18 protein-coding genes are annotated in these 19,164 nt (G+C 61.5%); 6 read left to right on the top strand and 12 right to left on the bottom strand.

All coding sequences use genetic code 11. The features are described from left to right. Positions 1 to 23: 23 nt before the first annotated feature. The 4 genes from GGD40_RS31515 to deoC all read right to left on the bottom strand — a co-directional run bounded on the left by GGD40_RS31515 (position 24) and on the right by deoC (position 5,715). A complete protein-coding gene (locus tag GGD40_RS31515; RefSeq protein ID WP_179746268.1) occupies positions 24 to 1,091 on the bottom strand; it encodes an ABC transporter permease in 1,068 nt (355 codons plus the stop codon). Positions 1,092 to 1,155: 64 nt separating this feature from the next. Further along, positions 1,156 to 2,124, bottom strand: coding sequence for a ribokinase (gene rbsK / locus GGD40_RS31510; RefSeq protein ID WP_179746267.1), 969 nt, complete (start codon positions 2,122 to 2,124; stop codon positions 1,156 to 1,158). Between the two features lie 176 nt (positions 2,125 to 2,300). After that, positions 2,301 to 4,688 (bottom strand): aldehyde dehydrogenase family protein, encoded by a 2,388-nt coding sequence (locus tag GGD40_RS31505; protein WP_179746266.1) that lies wholly within the window; start codon positions 4,686 to 4,688, stop codon positions 2,301 to 2,303. Positions 4,689 to 4,704: 16 nt separating this feature from the next. Continuing rightward, the gene (gene deoC / locus GGD40_RS31500) at positions 4,705 to 5,715 is read right to left on the bottom strand and encodes a deoxyribose-phosphate aldolase (protein ID WP_179746265.1); all 1,011 of its coding nucleotides are present in this window, start codon (positions 5,713 to 5,715) and stop codon (positions 4,705 to 4,707) included. Positions 5,716 to 5,967: 252 nt separating this feature from the next. On the opposite strand from deoC, the gene GGD40_RS31495 reads away from it, so the two are divergent. The 3 genes from GGD40_RS31495 to GGD40_RS31485 all read left to right on the top strand — a co-directional run bounded on the left by GGD40_RS31495 (position 5,968) and on the right by GGD40_RS31485 (position 9,854). Continuing rightward, the gene (locus tag GGD40_RS31495) at positions 5,968 to 7,587 is read left to right on the top strand and encodes a sugar ABC transporter ATP-binding protein (protein ID WP_179746264.1); all 1,620 of its coding nucleotides are present in this window, start codon (positions 5,968 to 5,970) and stop codon (positions 7,585 to 7,587) included. Then, entirely contained in the window at positions 7,584 to 8,585 is a 1,002-nt protein-coding gene (locus GGD40_RS31490) for an ABC transporter permease (protein WP_179710332.1), read from the top strand. Before GGD40_RS31495 ends, GGD40_RS31490 begins: the two co-directional genes overlap by 4 nt. Positions 8,586 to 8,705: 120 nt before the next feature. Continuing rightward, positions 8,706 to 9,854, top strand: coding sequence for a substrate-binding domain-containing protein (locus GGD40_RS31485; RefSeq protein WP_035555451.1), 1,149 nt, complete (start codon positions 8,706 to 8,708; stop codon positions 9,852 to 9,854). A gap of 66 nt (positions 9,855 to 9,920) precedes the next feature. On the opposite strand, the gene GGD40_RS31480 is transcribed toward GGD40_RS31485, so the two are convergent. From GGD40_RS31480 to GGD40_RS31470, 3 genes are all read right to left on the bottom strand, one after another. Next, positions 9,921 to 10,367 (bottom strand): NlpC/P60 family protein, encoded by a 447-nt coding sequence (locus GGD40_RS31480; RefSeq protein WP_257030636.1) that lies wholly within the window; start codon positions 10,365 to 10,367, stop codon positions 9,921 to 9,923. 175 nt (positions 10,368 to 10,542) lie between these two features. Then, positions 10,543 to 10,989: a hypothetical protein gene (locus GGD40_RS31475; RefSeq protein ID WP_179710334.1), complete on the bottom strand. Its 447-nt coding sequence runs from the start codon at positions 10,987 to 10,989 to the stop codon at positions 10,543 to 10,545. Positions 10,990 to 11,228: 239 nt separating this feature from the next. After that, entirely contained in the window at positions 11,229 to 11,558 is a 330-nt protein-coding gene (locus GGD40_RS31470) for a winged helix-turn-helix transcriptional regulator (protein ID WP_179710336.1), read from the bottom strand. Between the two features lie 141 nt (positions 11,559 to 11,699). On the opposite strand from GGD40_RS31470, the gene gstA reads away from it, so the two are divergent. Next, positions 11,700 to 12,335, top strand: a complete 636-nt coding sequence (gstA, locus tag GGD40_RS31465; RefSeq protein WP_179746263.1) for a glutathione transferase GstA — start codon at positions 11,700 to 11,702, stop codon at positions 12,333 to 12,335. Between the two features lie 146 nt (positions 12,336 to 12,481). Here the strand turns inward: gstA and GGD40_RS31460 are convergent, their stop codons facing one another. Both GGD40_RS31460 and GGD40_RS31455 read right to left on the bottom strand, forming a co-directional pair. Further along, entirely contained in the window at positions 12,482 to 13,309 is an 828-nt protein-coding gene (locus GGD40_RS31460; protein ID WP_179710339.1) for a hypothetical protein, read from the bottom strand. Positions 13,310 to 13,555: 246 nt separating this feature from the next. Continuing rightward, positions 13,556 to 14,455: a LysR family transcriptional regulator gene (locus GGD40_RS31455; RefSeq protein ID WP_179710341.1), complete on the bottom strand. Its 900-nt coding sequence runs from the start codon at positions 14,453 to 14,455 to the stop codon at positions 13,556 to 13,558. A gap of 154 nt (positions 14,456 to 14,609) precedes the next feature. Between GGD40_RS31455 and dld the strand changes: the two genes are divergently transcribed. Then, on the top strand, positions 14,610 to 16,349 hold the full coding sequence (gene dld / locus GGD40_RS31450; RefSeq protein WP_179746262.1) for a D-lactate dehydrogenase: 1,740 nt from the start codon (positions 14,610 to 14,612) through the stop codon (positions 16,347 to 16,349). Between the two features lie 41 nt (positions 16,350 to 16,390). On the opposite strand, the gene GGD40_RS37470 is transcribed toward dld, so the two are convergent. After that, positions 16,391 to 16,825 (bottom strand): hypothetical protein, encoded by a 435-nt coding sequence (locus GGD40_RS37470; protein ID WP_373565382.1) that lies wholly within the window; start codon positions 16,823 to 16,825, stop codon positions 16,391 to 16,393. On the opposite strand from GGD40_RS37470, the gene GGD40_RS31440 reads away from it, so the two are divergent. Then, positions 16,824 to 17,147, top strand: a complete 324-nt coding sequence (locus tag GGD40_RS31440; protein WP_179746261.1) for a hypothetical protein — start codon at positions 16,824 to 16,826, stop codon at positions 17,145 to 17,147. The genes GGD40_RS37470 and GGD40_RS31440 overlap by 2 nt on opposite strands. Before the next feature lie 31 nt (positions 17,148 to 17,178). On the opposite strand, the gene GGD40_RS31435 is transcribed toward GGD40_RS31440, so the two are convergent. Both GGD40_RS31435 and GGD40_RS31430 read right to left on the bottom strand, forming a co-directional pair. After that, positions 17,179 to 18,291 carry a helix-turn-helix domain-containing protein gene (locus GGD40_RS31435; protein ID WP_179746260.1) on the bottom strand — a complete coding sequence of 371 codons (1,113 nt, stop codon included), beginning with the start codon at positions 18,289 to 18,291 and terminating at the stop codon, positions 17,179 to 17,181. Positions 18,292 to 18,553: 262 nt separating this feature from the next. Beyond that, positions 18,554 to 19,132 (bottom strand): TetR/AcrR family transcriptional regulator, encoded by a 579-nt coding sequence (locus GGD40_RS31430; protein WP_179710346.1) that lies wholly within the window; start codon positions 19,130 to 19,132, stop codon positions 18,554 to 18,556. Positions 19,133 to 19,164: the final 32 nt, after the last annotated feature.

Here is a 19,164-nt window from a genome sequence, read left to right as displayed (position 1 = left end):
GATCGAGCGCGCGTCGGCGCTCGCTAACGTTTCTGCGCGGCGCCGGCGCCTGGGCTCGGGCCTGAACCCGTTGCGCCCGTCCCGCTGCCGCCGAATCCGAAAATCGTCCGCACCCGCTCGCCACCCGCAAACGCGAGCGACAGCAACAACAGAAAGCCCCACGCGCAATCGCCGAAGAACTGCGATACGCCCATGAGATTGAACAGGCTCGACAGAAACTGCAGCACGGTCGCGGCAAAAAAAACGCAGATGATGCGGCCATGACCGCCGGCGGGATTCACGCCGCCCATCACCGCGATCAGAATCGCGATCAGCAGATAGGAATTGCCGTAGTCCCATTTCGCGCTGGACGTGTGCGCCGCGCTGATCAGTCCGGCCAGCGACGCGAGCACGCCGCACATGGCATACGTGGTGATCAGCATCCGCGCGCGCGGAATGCCGGCGTAGAACGCGGCTTTGGGATTGGTGCCCATCAGATAGAGACGCAAGCCAAATGGACTGCGTTTGAGCAACCAGCCGAGCACGATCACCGCGGCGACGAAGATGCAGAACGCGATGGGCACCTGAAATACCGTGCCGTTGCCGATATTCGACAGGGGGTCCACATAGTCCACATGCACCGAGGCGCCATTGCTGAGCACCACCGCGAAACCCGTGAACAGCAGTTGCGTGCCGAGCGTACAGAGAATCGGCGTGAGCCTGAGCCGCGCGATCACCACGCCGTTCAGCAATCCGCCGAGCAATCCCATCACCACGACGATCACACAGAACAGCGACGTGTAGAGCGCGGGCGAATCGTCGCCATTAACAAAATGCGGCACGATCAGCGCCGCGACCATACCGGACAGGTTCGCCAGACCGACGCCGGACAGATCGATACCGCCGTTGCCCGACACCATCGAGAGCATGATGCCGAGCGCGAGCAGGCCGAGTTCGGGGAGTTGCCCGCCCATCGACTGCAGATTGTCGATATCGACGAACTGGCCATGCGAGAGCCACGTCGCGACCAGCACGACGAGCACGTTGACGATCAGCAGGAAATTCAGTTGCCGATCGCCGAACAGTTTTCCTGCGGTGAACGAGGACTTCATGATGACAACACTCTCCTCATGCTTCATGAACTTCACGCGCTGGCCGAAGTTCACAACGGGCCGGTCAGGATGCCTGCGATGCGCTGGCCGACTGGTTCAATACGCGATTCACTTCATCCAGCGTCGGCATGGAAGGCGCCGTGCCCGGACGCGTGACGGAAATGCCGGCCAACGCGCAACCAAAACGCAGTGCCGCGATCGGATCGTCGCCACGCGCGAGCGCTGCGGCAAAGCCACCGGTGAAGCCGTCGCCGGCGCCCGCCGTTTCCACCACGCGGCCACAGTGATAAGCCGGCACGAGCACGGATTGAGTCGCCGAATGCAGCAGCGCGCCGGCCTCGCCGAGCGTCACGATCACCGTGCCGACGCCTTTGGCAAGCAGTACGTCGGCGGCACGGCGAGCGTCGTCGGCGTTCGCGATCGGCACGCCGGTTAGCGCAGTGGCTTCGGTTTCGTTCGGGGTGATGTAGTCGCACAACGGAAAGATGTCGTCATCGAGGGGCAGCGCGGGCGCGGGGTTGAACACGGTAATGACGCCATGGCGCCGCGCCACTTCGAGTCCGCGACGTGCGGCCGGCAGCGGCTGCTCCAGTTGCGTGACGAAGACACGCGCACCGGCAATGTCGGCTTCAATCGCGTCGACGTCGGCCGCATTCATCGTGCCGGCCGCACCGGACGCGACGATGATCGCGTTCATGCCGCTCGTGTCGTCGACGAAGATATGTGCCGCACCGGTCGACACGCCGTCGATCACCGATGCACGCGCCGTGATGCCCTCCCTGACCCACGTCGCACGGGCGATTTCACCGAACGCGTCGTTGCCGAGCCGCGTGCAGAACACCACGTCGGCGCCGGCGCGCGCGGCGGCCACTGCCTGATTCGAGCCCTTGCCGCCCGGCCCCATCGCGAACGCGGAGCCGGCGATCGTCTCGCCGATCAACGGCATACGCTCGGCGCGAAACGTCAGGTCGGTGACGTAGATGCCCAGAATCACGACGCGGCCGCGTCGTTCGATCGAGTTGTTGTGGCTCATACGCGCTCCCCTTGCATGGCTCGGCTCGGGGACACGAAGGCGGATACCTGACGTGCGCACGGCACGTCGGCATCGAGTAGCAGTTCCAGATTCTTCAGCACGTTGTCTCCTCCATTTTCTGGTTGGCGTGCAGGTCGTTCAGACGCTTGACGGACGCTATTTAACGAGGCTGTCCGTCAATCGCCATAAGGTATCCAGATGTTCTTCACCTGCACGGCCTGACGCAGAACCGGTCGGCCTTCGCTCGAACGGTCGTACCAGTCGAACTGCCGGCCATGATCGACGAAGGTCCGTTTCAGATTGCCGACCGATTCACGCTCGACCAGCGTGGAGTCCTCCGCGCTGCCGAAACACCAGACCGCGTCGATGTCGTCATGGCGGGCAAGAGCCGGCAACAGCGCGGCGCGTTCACCCGTCACGATGTTCAGCACACCACCGGGGATGTCCGACGTCTCGGCCACCTGATAGAAGTCGGTCACCGTCAGCGGGCAGGCTACGCTCGGCAACACCACCACGCGATTGCCCATTGCCAGCGCGGGCGCCATCAGAGAAACGAAGCCGAGCAACGGCGCTTCGTCCGGACACGCAATGCCGATCACGCCGAGCGGTTCATGCATTGCCAGTGCGACACCGCGCAACGGCGGCGTGTGCACGGCACCGTCGAACTTGTCGGCCCACGCTGCGTAAGTGAAGAGGCGCGTGACCGACGCGTCGACTTCGGCACGCGCCGCGTTTTCCGTCGCGCCATTGCGCACCATGAGCTGCCGCACAAACTCGTCCGCGCGAACCGCGAGGTTCTCCGCCAGATAGAACAACACCTGAGCGCGGTTATGCGCGCTTGCCTGCGACCACTTCTGCGCGGCTCGCGCTGCTTCGACCGCGTTGCGAATGTCTTTGCGATTGCCCTCGCCCACTTCGCCGACAGCCGTTCCGTCCGGTGCATGGACCGGCAGCGAATATCCGCTGTCCGGACGCACCTGCTTGCCGCCGATAAAGAGCTTCGCGGTACGGTCGATCAGCGCGACATTCGAGGTCGGCTCGAAGCGGCCTGCACCGGCCTTGCGAACAAGCGGTTGACGCTTGGCAAGGTTGAGCCAGTCACGCAGTTTCAGATATTCGTAGATGCCCTCACGGCCGCCTTCACGTCCGTAACCCGACTCGCGATAACCGCCGAAACCGACCGCCGCGTCGAACAGGTTCGTCGCGTTGATCCACACCACCCCGCAAGCAAGGCGCGGCGCGATATCGAGCGCACGTCCGATCGTTTCGCTCCACACGCTCGCGGCCAATCCGTAGCGTGAGTTGTTGGCGAGTGCCACGGCTTCGTCGGGCGTGCGAAAGCTCATAGTCACCAGCACCGGCCCGAAGATCTCTTCCTGCGCGAGCGTCGAAGCCGGCGCAACACCCGTGACCAGCGTCGGCGGATAGAAGCAGCCGTTTGCAGGCATCGTCGTATCGGCCGCTTGCCAGATCGCACAGCCTTCGCGCCGCCCGGCTTCCACCAGCGACTGAATCCGTTCGAGTTGCACCGGATCGACGATCGCGCCGATATCGATGCTCTTGTCCAGCGACGTGCCGACGCGCAAGGTCTCCATGCGCCGCTTCAGCTTCGCGATGAAGCGCGCTTCGATCCCTTCCTGCACGAGCAGCCGCGAGCCCGCGCAACACACCTGGCCCTGGTTGAACCAGATCGCGTCGACGACACCTTCCACCGCGCCGTCCAGATCCGCATCGTCGAATACGATGAAGGGCGACTTGCCGCCCAATTCCAGCGTCAGCGATTTGCCCGTGCCCGCGGTGGCCGCACGGATCAGGCGACCCACTTCCGTCGACCCGGTGAACGCGATCTTGTCGACTTGCGGATGCTCGACCAGCGCCGCGCCGGTGCTGCCGTCGCCGGTGACGACGTTCAGCACGCCCGCCGGCAAGCCGGCCTGATGCGCGAGTTCGGCAAACAGCAACGCTGTTAGCGGGGTGTATTCAGCGGGCTTCAACACCACGCAGTTGCCCGTTGCAATCGCCGGCGCGATCTTCCATGCGAGCATCAACAATGGAAAATTCCACGGCACGATCTGACCGACCACGCCCAGCGGCGCATAGTCGGCGAACTCGCTGTCCTGCAGTTGCGCCCAACCCGCGTGATGCAGGAAGTGCCGCGCGACCAGCGGCACATCGATATCGCGCGTTTCGCGGATCGGCTTGCCGTTGTCGAGCGCTTCGAGCACGGCGAACAGGCGGCTATGACGTTGCACCATGCGCGACAGCGCATACAGATGCCGTGCGCGCCCCGCGCCGCCCAATGCGAGCCAGCCCGGCTGCGCGGCGCGCGCGGCGGCGACGGCCGCGTCGATGTCGGCGGCGTCTCCTTGAGCGACTTCGGCGAGCATTTCGCCGCTAGCGGGCGCGTGCGAAACGAAACGTTCACCGGCTGCGGGCGCATGCCATGCGCCGTTGATGAAGTGCCCGAAGCCTGCCTCATGGCGCGCGAGCCAGGCGCGCGCGGCTTGATCGTCCTCGGGTGCGGGACCGTACTCCATCGATGAAAAATACTCGGCTACGCTCATGGGATCGGTCTTCTGTTCAGGCTACGGGGTGACGGTTGAAAGCGGAATAACGGCCGCTCACGTGATGTTCGAGTTGGCGTTCGATATCGGCGAGCAAACTCGATGCGCCGATACGGAACAGCTCCGGCTCGAGCCAGGCGCGGCCCAGCTCTTCCTTCATCAGGATCTGATACGACAGCACGGTCTTCGCGTTCGACACACCGCCCGCCGGCTTGAAGCCGATCGGCACGCCGGTGCGCTCCTGGTATTCGCGGATCATCCGCACCATGACGAGCGACACGTCGAGCGTCGCGTTGACACCTTCTTTACCCGTGGACGTCTTGATGAAATCGGCGCCGGCCATCATGCAGACCATCGACGCGCGCGCCACGTTGGAGAGCGTTTTAATGTCGCCGGTCGCGAGGATCGTCTTCAGATGCGCGGGACCGCAAGCGGCGCGGAAGTCGCGCACTTCGTCGTACAGCGCCTGCCAGTTGCCGGTGAGCACGTATTCGCGCGTTACCACGATGTCGATTTCCATCGAGCCGTCCGCGACCGACGCCTCGATCTCCTTCAGCTTCAGCGGATGAGGAATCAGGCCCGCCGGAAAACCGGTCGACACTGCCGCGACCGGAATGCCGCTGCCTTGCAACGCGTCCACGGCGGCCGCCACGAAGCGGTGATACACGCAGACCGCGCCGGTCGTGATGCCCTGCGGCGCGATACCGAGCGCTTCCAGAAGATCGGCGCGCACCGGCTGACGCGCTTTCGCACAGAGACGCCGCACGCGGCCCTCGGTGTCGTCGCCATTGAGCGTGGTCAGGTCGATGCAGGTCACGGCCTTTAACAACCACGCCGCCTGCGCGTCTTTCTTGACCGTGCGGCGCGTGGCCAGCGTCGCCGTGCGCCGCTCGACCGCGGACTGATTGACGCGCAAGCCGTCCAGCCACGACGCGTCGAACGGCGTGCCGGGATTGCGCACGGGATGAACGAGCGGCCCGCCGCGCAGCGCGACGACCGATGAAGACAACGAAGGAGCTTCAGGCATAAGACATCCGGAAATTTGGCGCAGCGCACAACGGCCGCTGACAATTTGTTCGCACTTATGCTACAACGATTGATAGAATCATAACAAGCATTACGAGCAAATCTTCACATGAGCGGGTCAGAAGGCCCGTTTTCCTGCGACGAATGTTATTGGCGCACCAAAATCATGGTGCGAGCATCACAACTCGGAGTTTTCCGAGCGCACGACACAAAGAAAAGAAAATCGTCGACATTGACGAAGGAGACATGCCAGATGAGTGAACCGGTAGCGGTCGCGGCCGCGTCATCGCCTCAGGTTCCATTGATCCGTGTAGCGGGCGTCACCAAACGATTTGGCGGCGTGCAGGCGCTGCGCGGCGTCAACCTTGATGTGTTGCCCGGCGAGGTCCATGCGTTGCTCGGCGAGAACGGCGCGGGCAAATCCACGCTGATCAAGATCCTCAGCGGCGTGCACGCTTATGACGAAGGCGTCATCGAAATCGATGGGCAGAAGGTGGCGTTCGACTCGCCGGCGCGATCGCGCGAGGCGGGGGTGGCCGTGGTCTATCAGGACCTGAGTCTGGTCGAGTCGTTATCGGTTGGCGCCAATCTGATGCTGGGGCGCGAGCCTCGCACGCGGCTCGGCTTTGTGAAGAACCGCCAGTTGATGGCCGAGGTCGGCGAATTTCTCCGCTCGCATGGCATTCCGCTCGATCCGAAGACACCGGTCGGCGCATTGCCGTTCGCGTACCGGCAAATGACCGAAATCTGCAAGGCGTTGATGGGTCGCGTGCGGGTGCTGATTCTCGATGAGCCCACGTCGGCGCTCACCGGTGGCGAAGAACAGATTCTGTTCGACGCGATTCGCGCGGTGACGGATCGTGGCGTGGGCGTGATCTATGTGACGCATCGGTTGAATGAGGTGTTCCGGATTTCGCAGCGCGTCACCGTCTTTCGCGACGGTGCGAATGCCGGCATGTTCTCGACCGCGCAGACCGATATGAAGCAACTGGTCGCGGCGATTGTCGGTCCGAAGCATGCTGCGTTGCAGGCAAAGGCGGCGGTTGCTGGTGATGAAGTTTCTATTGCTACATCTGCTACGGCGTCTACCGCTCCGCCCCCCGCAGTGCTCAAGCTCTCCAATGTGAGCAACGACCGGCTCCGCCATGTCGACCTCGTCGTTGAACGCGGCGAGATTCATGGGCTCGCGGGATTGATCGGTAGTGGACGTACCGAGATTCTGCAAACCATCTTTGGACTGAGAAGCGTGGAGACCGGGACGGTCGAAATCGACGGTGTTGCACGTTCCCGCGTCTCACCCGCCGACGCGATCCAGCTCGGCGTGGCGCTAGTGCCGGAAGACCGACATCTCGAAGGACTCGTGCTGGAGCATTCGATCGAACGCAACCTGACCTTGCCGCGACTGCCGCAGTTTTCCCGCTGGGGATGGTTGCGCAGTCAAGCAGCCGAGCAGCAGGCGAAACGCTCGATGAAAGAACTCGCCGTTAAAGCGCCGGGCTCGTCGACGCCGGTCAAGTTTCTGTCCGGAGGCAATCAGCAGAAAGTGGTCTTCGCCAAGTGGAATCATCCGCGCCCGAAGTTGCTGCTGCTCGACGAACCGACTGTCGGCGTCGACGTCGGCGCGCGCGAGGAAATCTACGGCGTGGTCCACGACGCCGCGCAGGCCGGCACCGGCGTGCTCATCGTGTCGTCCGATCTCGACGAGTTATTGCGCCTGTGCGACCGGATTTCGATCGTCGCGGACGGCCGCATCGTCAAGACCCTTGCGCGCGCCGAACTCGCCAACGCCGAAGCGTTGCATCACCTGATTCAACTTTCCCGTTCTTCTTTCGAGTCCCACGCAGGGACTTCCGCCGGAGCGCACGCAACATGAATGAATCTGTCTCGCCGCTGACGGCCGAACGGCAGGCCTCTCTGCCGCAGAAAAGCCGCGCACGGCGCATCGCGCAACTTCTCTTGCAAGGCGACCGTCCCTACGCGCTGTATGGCGCGTTCGCGATCCTGCTGGTCGTCTTCAGTTTCGCGTCGCCGTGGTTTCTCTCCATCGACAACTTCCTCAATATCGGCCGGCAAACTGCGCTCGTGTCGATCATTGCGATCGGCATGACCTTCGTGATCATTGCGCGGCAGATCGATTTGTCGGTGGGCTCCACGCTCGCGTTGTCGGGCATGTCGGCGGCGCTGGCCATGGCGTATGTGGGCGACAACTGGATCATCGGCGCGATCGCGGGCATCGGCACCGGTGCAATAGTCGGCGCACTCAACGGCGTGTTGACCACGCGGCTAAACATCCCCTCGTTTCTGGTCACGCTCGGCACCTTGAGCGCCGCACGCGGTCTCGCACTGATGGTGACGACGACCCATCCGGTGATCATCAGCAACGACTCGTTCATTGCGATCTTCGGCGAAGGCGATATTTTCGGCGTACCGGTGCCGATCATCTGGACGGTGCTGGCGGTAATCGCCGGCATTCTGCTGCTTCATTACAGCGTGTTCGGGCGGCAGATCTATGCCGCCGGCGGCAACCCGACGGCCGCGCTCTACTCCGGCATCAACACGCGCCGCGTGACCACGCTGGCGTTCATTCTCACCGGCATGCTGGCCGGACTCGCCGCGCTCGTGCTGTCCGCGCGCTCGCATGCGGCGCGGCCCGACGTGGTGCAAGGACTCGAACTCGACGTGATCGCCTCGGTCACGCTCGGCGGTTGCAGCCTGTTCGGCGGGCGCGGCTTCGTGCTCGGCACGCTGCTCGGGAGTCTCATCATCGGGACGCTGAATAACGGGCTGGTGCTGCTTGGCGTCAGTTCGTCGCTGCAACTGGTGATCAAGGGGGCGATCATCGTCGCGGCGGTGGCATTTACCAGGAAGTGACGAGGGCACGTCGACCACTCGTGATGGGCGGAAACCGCGCGATGTGCCCGCGTGTTGTCCGCGAATGGCAGGAGACAGGTTAAGCCGTAATACAAACGTGAAGACCAACGGAGGAGAATCATGAAGCAACATCGTCGTGGCTCGAACAGGGTATTAGGTGGCGTCCTCGCAGCGGCCGCCGTTGCAACGCTGGTTTCGTCGGGGGCTTACGCGCAATGCGTGACCAGCCTGCCGGTCGGTTCGATCGGTCCGAAGACGATTGTCGGCCAGGGGCCGAATGGCGAAAAAGCAGCTTCAGTGGACGCCGTGCAACTGAGCGCCGCCGACGTCGCCAAGATCAAGGCCGGTAAATTCAAGGTCGGCATTTCGATGCAGACCATGAACCTCGACTGGTCGCAATTGCAGGTGCAAGGCATTACCGACACGCTCAAGAAATACGGCGTGGAAGTGATCGGCACGGCATCCGCCGAATACCAGGTCGACAAGCAGATCGCCGATATCGAGAACACCATTCAGCGCCATCCGGACGGGATCATTTCCATTCCGGTCGACGGCACCGCGACGGCCGCCACCTACAAGAAGGTGTCGGAAGCCGGTATCAAGCTCGTGTTCATGGACAACGTGCCGACGGGGTTGAAGCATCCGGAGCAATACGCGTCGATGATTTCGGCGGACAGCGAAGGCAACGGCCAGATCGCGGCGAAGGTGCTGGCTTCGTGCGTGCCGAAAGGGTCGACTATCGGGCTCGTGAATTTCGGTGTGGATTACTTCAGCACGAAAGAACGCACCAAGGCCGTCAACGACTGGATGAAGAAGAACCGTCCGGACCTCAAGATCAAGCAGGTCGACTTCACCGATCCGTCGAAAGTCGGGCAGATCGCGGGCGACTTTCTGACGGGGAATCCAGACGTGAAGGGCTTGTTCGCCGTTTGGGATCAGCCGGCGCTCGACACGCTGACGTCGATGCGCGCGCAGGGTGTGAATATTCCCGTGACGACGGTCGACCTGGGTCTGCAATCCGCGATCGAGATCGCCAAGGGCGGACCGCTCAAGGCGACGGGTTCGCAACGTCCTTATGACCAGGGCGTCGCCGAAGCATTGGCCATGATGAAAGCGCTGATCGGACAGACGCCGCCTGCGTGGATCGGTGTGCAGTCGTTGCCGGTGGTGCAGTCGAACGTGCTTGAATCTTATAAGACGGTGTTCAAGAAAGATCCGCCGCCGCAGCTTGCGGATGCGTGCAAGAAGGCGAAGCCGGCTTGCGGTTGAGTGGGGTTTGAGTCGGGGAGGTGGGCGAAGCTCGCGCTCTGGGAAGGCATAGCCCACCCTCCGGATCTACGTCGGCCATCGGTATCCAAGCACCGAAGCCAGCGGATAAGCCAACTCGCGAACCTCGTTCAGTTGGTTTCCACCGAACAGATAGATCGACTCAGCGTCGTGGCGAACATAAAAACCAACATGTCCTTTCCAACTGGTGGGATCGTCCCGTGTCAATACAGCGATGCAGCCATAGACGGGATTTTCAAGCGGCGCGCCCCAATCGAGCCACGACCGTGCTAACGCCGAGCGCGTGCCATCAACGCCCACGCCTGCCAGACACCAGTTGATAAAAGAGGAACACCAGGACACCTTGTCGTCGTAGCCGACCAGGTTGGTGTGATTGTTGTACTCGACAATGCGCGGATTTGTCTCGCCAATCGGGAAACGCGCGACGCCGATTTCGGCAACCGCAACAGGCATCCACGCGGGTCCGTCAGCGCGAGGCAGGGTAGTGGAGTTCATTGGCCATGCTCAGTCATTGATCGTTTGCGCCGGGTGAAACCACACCTCGCAAAAAAACTGATCCGAGGCGGTGTTTCCAATGGCTATCTTCGCACATACGCCACGTTGGCATTGTGCATGGAGCGCCGCCAGACCCGCTCGGAGAACGCGGCGTCCCATCAATAAGGCCAATACCTCAATGCCCGTTGCAATAGACGGCCGTGAGAAGAAACGGAATGACCTCGTGAACGGTCGCCTCGCTTCCTGCACGGCGCACGCTCGCTTCGACCGACGCCGCGGGCGCGGTCACCACCACGCCGTACGTCCAGGGTTTGACGGGTTGACCGCTTCCCCGTTTGAACATCGGCTCGTCCTGCTCGTAGCCGAACACCGCGTAGACATGAAAGCCGAACGCGCTCAATTTGGTCCCTCGCGTCGGGCGAAACGAGTTGACCGAGTTGGCTTCGATACGCATGGGCTTCGGGTCGATGGACTGGTTGTCCAGAAGCGCGCCGATGAACTCATGCGGGCTCGACGTGCAGTCCATCTGCCGATCGAGCTCGTCGGCGTAGCACGGCAGCGGAGCAAAAGTGACCCCTAGCGACGCAATGGCCGCCAGCGTGTTGAAAACAGTCGATTTCATCGTCATGCCCCGACGGGTCACCCATGTCTCACTGTGCCATGTTTGGCGCCGATCGTTCGTGCGGTGGCAATCAATGCCGGCGACACGGTGCACTCTGCCGGTGCGTGTTTTCACGCGTGGTGCGAGACCTCGCACGCTCGCAAAACCGTCTCCGCGTCACCAAAAGAAAAGTACGCCCGTTTTAAATTTCGCGGCAAGAGAGTCCGACAAAACCGGCGCCGGAACAGCGGCCGAGCGTGTCACACCAGCAGCGCGGACCGCGCCTTGAGCCAAAGGCCAAAATCACGCATCACCTCGACAACGGGCCTTAGACGTTCGCCGTCTTCGGTAAGCTGATACTCGACCTTAACCGGTACTTGAGCAAATACCGTGCGCAGTACGAGACCGGCTTCTTCAAGCGCGCGCAGGTCCAGGGTCAGCATGCGTTGCGAAATGCCGGGCACGTCCCTGCGTAAATCGGTGAAGCGTTTGGGGCCATCCAGAAGATAGGAAACCAGCAACAAACGCCAACGTCCGCCCAGCAGACGCATGGCTTCCTCGACCGAACATCCGGTTGCACTGCTCTTCATTCGCCCGTCCTCGGTAAGTATATTTTTTGTACCTTCACCACACTATTCTGCCTTCTTCCTTTTTTATCCCGCTTGCCGGATATTAGCCGCGTTGCCGCGACAGCGCGCAGAACACGCTATTTACCTGGAAGAGAAAACCCGATGAAGCTCTATCACGCGCCCGGCAGTTGCTCGCAGGCGATTCATATCGTCTTGCAGGAAACGGGACTCCACGCGGAAGTGATCAAGGTCGATGCACGCAAGCATCGGATCGAAGGCGGCGCCGACTATTACGACGTGAACGAGTTGGGCTACGTGCCGCTACTCCAACTGGACGACGGCAGTTATCTGCGTGAAGGGCCGGTGATTGCACAGTATCTGGCCGATCAACGGCCGGCATCCTTTTTGACGCCGAGCCACGGCACCATGGAGCGATACCGGCTTCTGGAGTGGCTCAATTTTTTGACGTCAGAAATCCACAAGGGCTTCATTCCGTTGCTCTACGCCGTTGCGGCGGGCAAGTATGTCGACACCGCGAAACCGAAGCTCGAAAGCCGGTTTGCGTGGCTCGATAAACAACTGTCGGACAAGCCATTTCTGATGGGCGAGGTGTTCACGATCGCCGACGCTTATCTGTTCGCGCTAACCGGTTGGGGCAAGGCCACGTGGATGAAATCGGTGTACAACGCCGACATCGATTTCACCCCACTCGTGCATCTGCAAGCCTGGTACGAGCGCGTGCGGAACCGGACCGCTGTGCAGCGGGTTCTACGCGACGAAGGTTTGTCGGGCGAGTGACGGAAGGCTCACTCTTCGACATCAGGCCATCCTTCACTTGCCGACGAATCCGGTCGTTCCGATTCGCGAGACGGCGAGTTTTAACGAGGGTGTGCTTCACGTCCTGACACCTCCATGTGTAAGGGGGCATAACGTGAAGCAGGTGCTTACTGCCATCCGCTATAGTCGGCGGCCTGCACCGAATAGCCGTATCGAACCGGACGCGGCTGCCGATAAGGACGCGCCCAATAAGCTCGCCGATATCCCGCGTAGGCCTGGGGGCGGCGCACCATCATGACCGGCTGCACCAACACCTGGGGAGGCGGTTGCGGCACGTAAGCCTGTTGTTGGCCGACCATCGCCACATACTCGACGCGCTGCGGCGCTTGAGGCGGCGGACCGTAGGCTTGCGCTACATACGCGGGCTGCTGATACTGCGGATATTCGTCCTCGGCTTCAGCGTATGCGGGCGCTTCCGCATAGTTCTGCGCTTCCGCGTATTCCGGCGCCGGTTGGTACTGCATTGGCCGAGGCGGCGCATATTGCGGCTGCTGGTACGCTTGGCGGTACTGCGGCTGGGGTTGCAGTTGCGGTTGTGGTTGCGGCGGCAACGCGCGCTGCGCTATCTGCGGCTTCTGTACGGAGGTCACCTGCGCCTCCTCATCGCCCGGCATGCCTTCGGGGAGCGGCGGCATGACCTGCGCCGCAGCAGCCTTCGGCGGACGCTTCAATTGCTCGCGCAACGATGTGTACGTCTCGGCGTCTTCCTTGGCCCGCGCGTTGTAGCCATTGTGATAGGCATCGCTCAGATCTTTCAGGCGCGCGTTGTTTTCTTCGTCGGCCGTCAAGCGCTCTTCACCCGGATCGAGCGAGGCATCGGCAGCGCCCTTTCCATAAGCCGATGCCGGGCCGTCGGCGCGCGCAGAAACGGGATGCAGCAGTCCGGCAAAAGACACCACCGCCACTGAAATACCCAGCAGCAATTTCGTTCCCATAGTTTCACCTCGATATGCAACGCGACAACGGGCATGTGATCGACGAAGACCGACTCCGGTCCTCTGATAGACGGGATTTCGATGCCGGCGTGTCTCTACGTTATCGACGCTTTGCGCGAGGTCCTAAAGGGTAAAACGGGGTAAAACGCACCAGGGAATATCCGAACCTGCACTGGGAGAATCCGGGCAACACGCGATCAGAACGCCGCATGCTTACGAAGCAAAAATTCTCCGCTTACATGTCCCTCACCGCGTCCGCGCAACGGCTCGCTGTTGCCGCAAAATCCTGACGAAATTCAGCACGGTAGGCGACTTTTCGCGCGGCCGGTGAATCAACGCAATACCCGTCGAAAGCGGATTACCCTGCAGCGCGTGATACGACACGTTTTCCACCTGAATTTGCCGGATCGACGCGGGAACCACGGCAACGCCGAAGCCCGCCGCCACCAGATTCGCCGCCGATGAAATCTGCGGCGACTCCATGCCGATCGACGGCGCGAAGCCGGCTTCCTGGCAGGCGGCAATGATGGAATCGTAGAGATCCGGGCCGATGGGTCGCGGAAAGAGAATGAACGGGTCATCCGCCAGGTCGGCAAGATTGATGCGCCGCCGCCGGCTCAAACGGTGGTTCGCCGGCAACACGGCCAGCATGTCTTCGTCCACGAGCGGCTCGACCACCAGATCCCGGCAGTTCAGCGGCATGCGCACGAGCGCGGCGTCGAGTTGCCGCTCGGCGACTTTATCCAGCAGCAGCGAACTGTTGCTCTCCTCGCAACTGATCGATACGCGTTCGTACGCATGCCGATAACGCTGCATGGTTATTGCAACGGTCGGATGAAACACCGTCGACCCCGCGAAGCCGAGCGAAAGCCGCCCCGTCTCCCCACGTCCCGCGTTCTGCACTTCGACGAAGGCCTGCTGCGTATCTTCGATGATGCGCCGTGCGCGTTCGCGAAAGAGCCGCCCCGCTTCAGTCAGTTCGACACGGCGCGGATGCCGGATAAACAGCGGCGCGCCGATTTCCCGTTCGAGCTTCAGGATCTGCTGGCTCAAAGGGGGTTGCGCAATCCCCAGATGGGTCGCGGCGTCGGTGAAATGCAGATGCTCGGCGACGGCGAGGAAGTAACGCAGTTGGCGAAATTCCATATGTTTTTCGTCTCCAAATGACGACTTCAAGATATTGGACTAATGACCTGGCTGATTTTAACCTTCGTGTCAACCTGATGCGCTCAAAGGTCGCAGCCCAAACCATCGGACGAAATCGACGCGCGTCACACCCAACGCTTATGAGGAGAATTCGATGTCTGCAGCGCAAACACCGCTAGTCGCCGATCGGGACGACGTGGCCCATACGTTGATCGCGGAGCTGCGCGCCATCGTCGGCAAAAAGCACACCTTGACCGACGACGCCGCAACCCGGCGCTTTCGCACGGGCTTCCGTTTTGGCGCAGGCAAGGCGCTCGCGGTGGTCCGGCCCGGCACGATCGTCGAGCAATGGAAAATCCTGCAGGCGTGCATCGCGGCGAACGTGATCGTGATCGCGCAGGCATCGAACACGGGACTCACCGGCGGCTCGACACCCGACGGCGATGACTATGATCGCGACATCGTGATTGTCAGCACGAGCCGCATGAAAAAGGTGATGGTGATCGACGGCGGCAAGCAGGTGGTCTGCCTGCCAGGCGCCACGCTCGATCAACTGGAAAAGACGCTGAAACCCCTTGGCCGCGAACCGCATTCGGTGATTGGTTCGAGCTGTATCGGGGCGTCGGTGTTTGGTGGTGTCTGCAACAACTCGGGGGGCGCGCTGGTGCAGCGGGGTCCGGCCTATACGGAAATGGCGGCATTCGCGCAGGTGGATGCCGCAGGCAAGCTGCAATTCGTGAACCATCTCGGGATTGAACTCGGCGACATGCCCGAGGATATCCTCGGCCGACTGGAACGCGGCGCATTCTCGGACGCCGACGTCCGGCACGACGCAGGCGCCGGATCCGACCATGGCTATGCGAGCCACGTCCGCGAGATCGATGCCGACACACCCGCGCGTTTCAATGCCGACCCGCAGCGTCTTCATGAAGCGTCAGGCTCGGCCGGCAAGCTGATGGTGTTTGCCGTGCGGCTCGATACCTTCCCGATCGAACAGAACGCGAAGGTTTTCTATATCGGCACGAATCGCCCCGACGAACTCACCGAAATTCGCCGTCACGCGTTGCACGACTTTAAAGCCGTGCCGATCTCGGGCGAATATCTCCATCGGGACGCCTTCGACATTGCCGAGAAATACGGCAAAGATATGTTTCTGGCGATCCACTATCTCGGCACGTCGCGGTTGCCCGCGCTGTTCGGACTCAAAAGCCGCTTCGACGCGCTATTCGATCGGCTCGGCTTTCTGCCTTCGCATCTCACCGACCGTGTGTTGCAGGCCGCGAGCCGGCTGTTCCCGAGTCATCTGCCGCAACGGATGAAACAGTACCGCGACAGATACGAGCATCATCTGATGCTGAAAGTCGCGGCCGACAACGTCGACGAAACGCGCGAGTTTCTCGCGAGCTTTTTCGCCAAGGCGACCGGCGGATTTTTCGAATGTACCGACGAGGAAGGCACGAAAGCATTTCTGCATCGCTTCGCCGCCGCCGGCGCAGCCGTCCGTTATCGTGCCGTGCATACCCGCGAGGTCGAGAACATCGTCGCGCTCGACATCGCGCTACGCCGTAACGATCGCGACTGGATCGAGACGCTGCCGCCCGAGATCGAGGCAGCGATCGCCATCAAGCTGTATTACGGGCACTTCCTGTGCCACGTTTTCCACCAGGATTACATCGTCAGGAAGGGCAACGACTGCCTGGAAGTCGAACATAAGATGTGGGCACTGCTGGACCGGCGTGGCGCCGAATATCCGGCGGAACACAACGTGGGCCACCTGTATCGCGCGAAACCGCAGCTTGCGGCGTTTTATCAGCAGCTCGATCCGTGCAACTGCTTCAACCCCGGGATCGGACAGACGTCGAAATTTTCCAGATACCGGGAGATCGCGGGTTAGGTCCGGATCGGGCGTTCCCAATGAACAGGTATCGGAACGAGTCAGTTGTGAGCCGCCGTGTCCTCAAGGCTGGCGAGTACCTGACTCCCGTCAGTGCGTGCAGCGTCTTCAACCGGAAAAGTACTCTCACTGAACGCAATCACTTTGAATCCGCTTCCCACACCGCGCGGAATCGTAATGCCCCAGTGCCAGCCACCGGCTTGTTCGAAGACATGCAGTACAGGAACGGTCGGAGTGGGTAAAGACTGAAGCGTCGTCATGGCGCATTCTCCCGTCGTGGCAAAACTGCGCGCGCACCAATGCGGGCGCTCATCATTGAGTCTATAGACTGTTTGCTGCATTGCAATAAAAAACTGTGGTGAAAATGTCAAATATTGTGGTGTCACAATTTTGAAAAATAATGCCCCGCCATTTGGATGTGCGAGTATGGATTGACCAGCTTCAGAACTTAAGACTGTGATCCACGGGGGCTCCATGAGTAGTCATTCACTCATTTGGGCAGCGGTGCCGCACAACAGCGACGGCGTCGTCTTCCAGGTTCGTATTGTTCACGGACTGCAACGTTTCTACGTGTCACGCCGTGTGCTCGAGCATGTGTTCGATCTCGAGCCGAAAGCCACGGACGCAAGACAACTCGAACTCTTCTACAAGTTCTTGAAACGCATTCTGGCGCGAGCCGGCATCAAGCGTTCAGTCGCCGGTTCGGACACCGTTGCGCTTCAGGCAACGGATTTCATCGTACAGAGCAGGAGCGACAGCAACTCGATGCAGCGATCGATCTCGCGAACCACGATTTAAGCACCGCCGCAGCGAGCGTCAAACGTTGAGCTTACGCGTGAACGTGCGCCGCGTGTGCTACATGTGTAGCCTGTGCCGACTGGCTCGTCGTCGGCCAGTTCGTATGACGCGCGAACCCTTCCCTCTCTCGCCGGAGTAATGGCGCATACCCGTGCAAATCGCGCGGTGCGATATCGAACGCGCGACGAAACGCGCGGTTGAAACTCGATGCGCTGTTGAAGCCGAGTCCCGCCGCGATGTCCCGCACTTCGAGATGCGGAAAGCGGACCAGTTCATCGGCGGCCATTCGCAACCTGCGACTGGCGATATAAGTCGCCAGACCGCCTTCATGCTCGAACAGACGGTACGCGCTGGCACGCGACACATGCAGCGACGCCAATACGCGCTCCGTCGACAACTCCGGGTCGTGCAGATGCGCCTCGACATAGCGCCGCACCTGTCCGTACACCGCGGCGCGCACCGCCGCGCGCGCGTTGCCGGATAGGCCCGCTTGCCGGCTGAATGCAGCGGCCAGCAATTCGACCGCGGTAAGAAAGGACTGACGCGCGTCGTCTTTGCTCAGGCCGACGATTTGCCGATTGAGCGCGATCAGATGCGCTATCAGCGTGCGGGTCAACGGTGTTGTCGCTTCGACCCGGCGGCCATGCAGCGACGCCGCGTCGGGAAAGGCTTTTTCGACCAGCGCGCGCGGCACGAAGAACAACAATATCCGGCCATGAAAGCTCCGTACGGCGCACGGCTGATCCATATCCAGCGCAAGAATAGTCGGCATGGATGCGATGGGCGATGCGTCCCGCCCTTGCTTGCCGCTCACGAATTCACCAGGCCGGCCTTCCAGAAACACGCTAAATGAAACGTCGCGAATGTTCTCCGTCGAGACGCGTCCCAGTGAGCGCACGGCCAGATTCGGGCCAGTGCGGAAATGGAAAAAGCTGAGATCGTCGATCGAGTAGCGGGACATCGCGGCGTCGAAGGTTTCGTCGGCGTGCTTTGAGGCAGGCTGAATGTCGTAGACCGGACTCATGCGTTCCTGCCACGAGAGGAAGCTATGACGGGCGTCGCCCTGCACGCTGAAATTGCTGTGTACGATGCCCGGCGCAAGCTGGGGCGGCTCGGCCGCTAACAACAGGTGGCTCAATGGCATACAGGCGGGCGGCGGATCGCTGGCTCGTTGGTGCGCACTGCTGGTTGGGTCCAGTTGCGTTCCACCTGAGCGGGCGCGTTTGCCTGCCGGGTCGGAAGGCCACCCCTGCGCACTTGGAGGGTGGCGAGAAAGCATAGCGTGTCCGGACTACCGACGCTATTGGGCAATGCGAGCCATGCGCCACGACGCGCAGAGTGAAGGCGTCGCATCGCATGACGTTATCAGCGCGTTGGTTGTCCGCGCATCGATCTGAAAACCCGCACTAGTCCTGCGGTCGCGATCCGAGCAACAGGATATCGACCAGCCTCTTGGCACTCTGCTGCCAGTCCGGCGCGGACGCGACATTTGAAACGCCTACGAGTGCGCGAAGCAGATCCAGCGGATCGAGATCCGCCCGGATATCACCACTCGCGACGGCGCGCGCAACCAGCGAGTGGATCGCGTCCATGATCTGCGCCCCGGACGATTCGAACAGTTTGGTCGATCCGCCGACAATCGAATTCAATGCAGGCGCAATGATCTTCTTCGTCGCGATGTAGTCGATGAAAAGCGTCATCCAGGCGCGCAGCGCTTCGAGCGGCGGCAGCGAATCGGTCAGCTTGCGCGCCTCCTCGGCCAGCCTCTCCACCTCGGCACGATAGACACTCTCAAGCAGCGCGTCGCGCGTCGGAAAGTGCCGGTAGAGCGTGCCGACGCCAACGCCGGCCTGGCGGGCGACCTCCTCCAGGCTGATCTCGCCTTGCGCGTGGGTAAACGCCGTTTTCGCTACCTCGAGAATGCGCTCGCGATTGCGCAGCGCGTCCGCCCTGGGTTTTCGTTCTTTGGGTGTCGGTTCGTTCATCGATACGTTTGAGTGCTTGCAAACGGAGGCTA

This window comes from Paraburkholderia bryophila (assembly GCF_013409255.1).
Taxonomy (GTDB): domain Bacteria; phylum Pseudomonadota; class Gammaproteobacteria; order Burkholderiales; family Burkholderiaceae; genus Paraburkholderia.
Note: the sequence above shows the minus strand (reverse complement) of the source record. Positions and strands in the feature narration are given on the sequence as shown.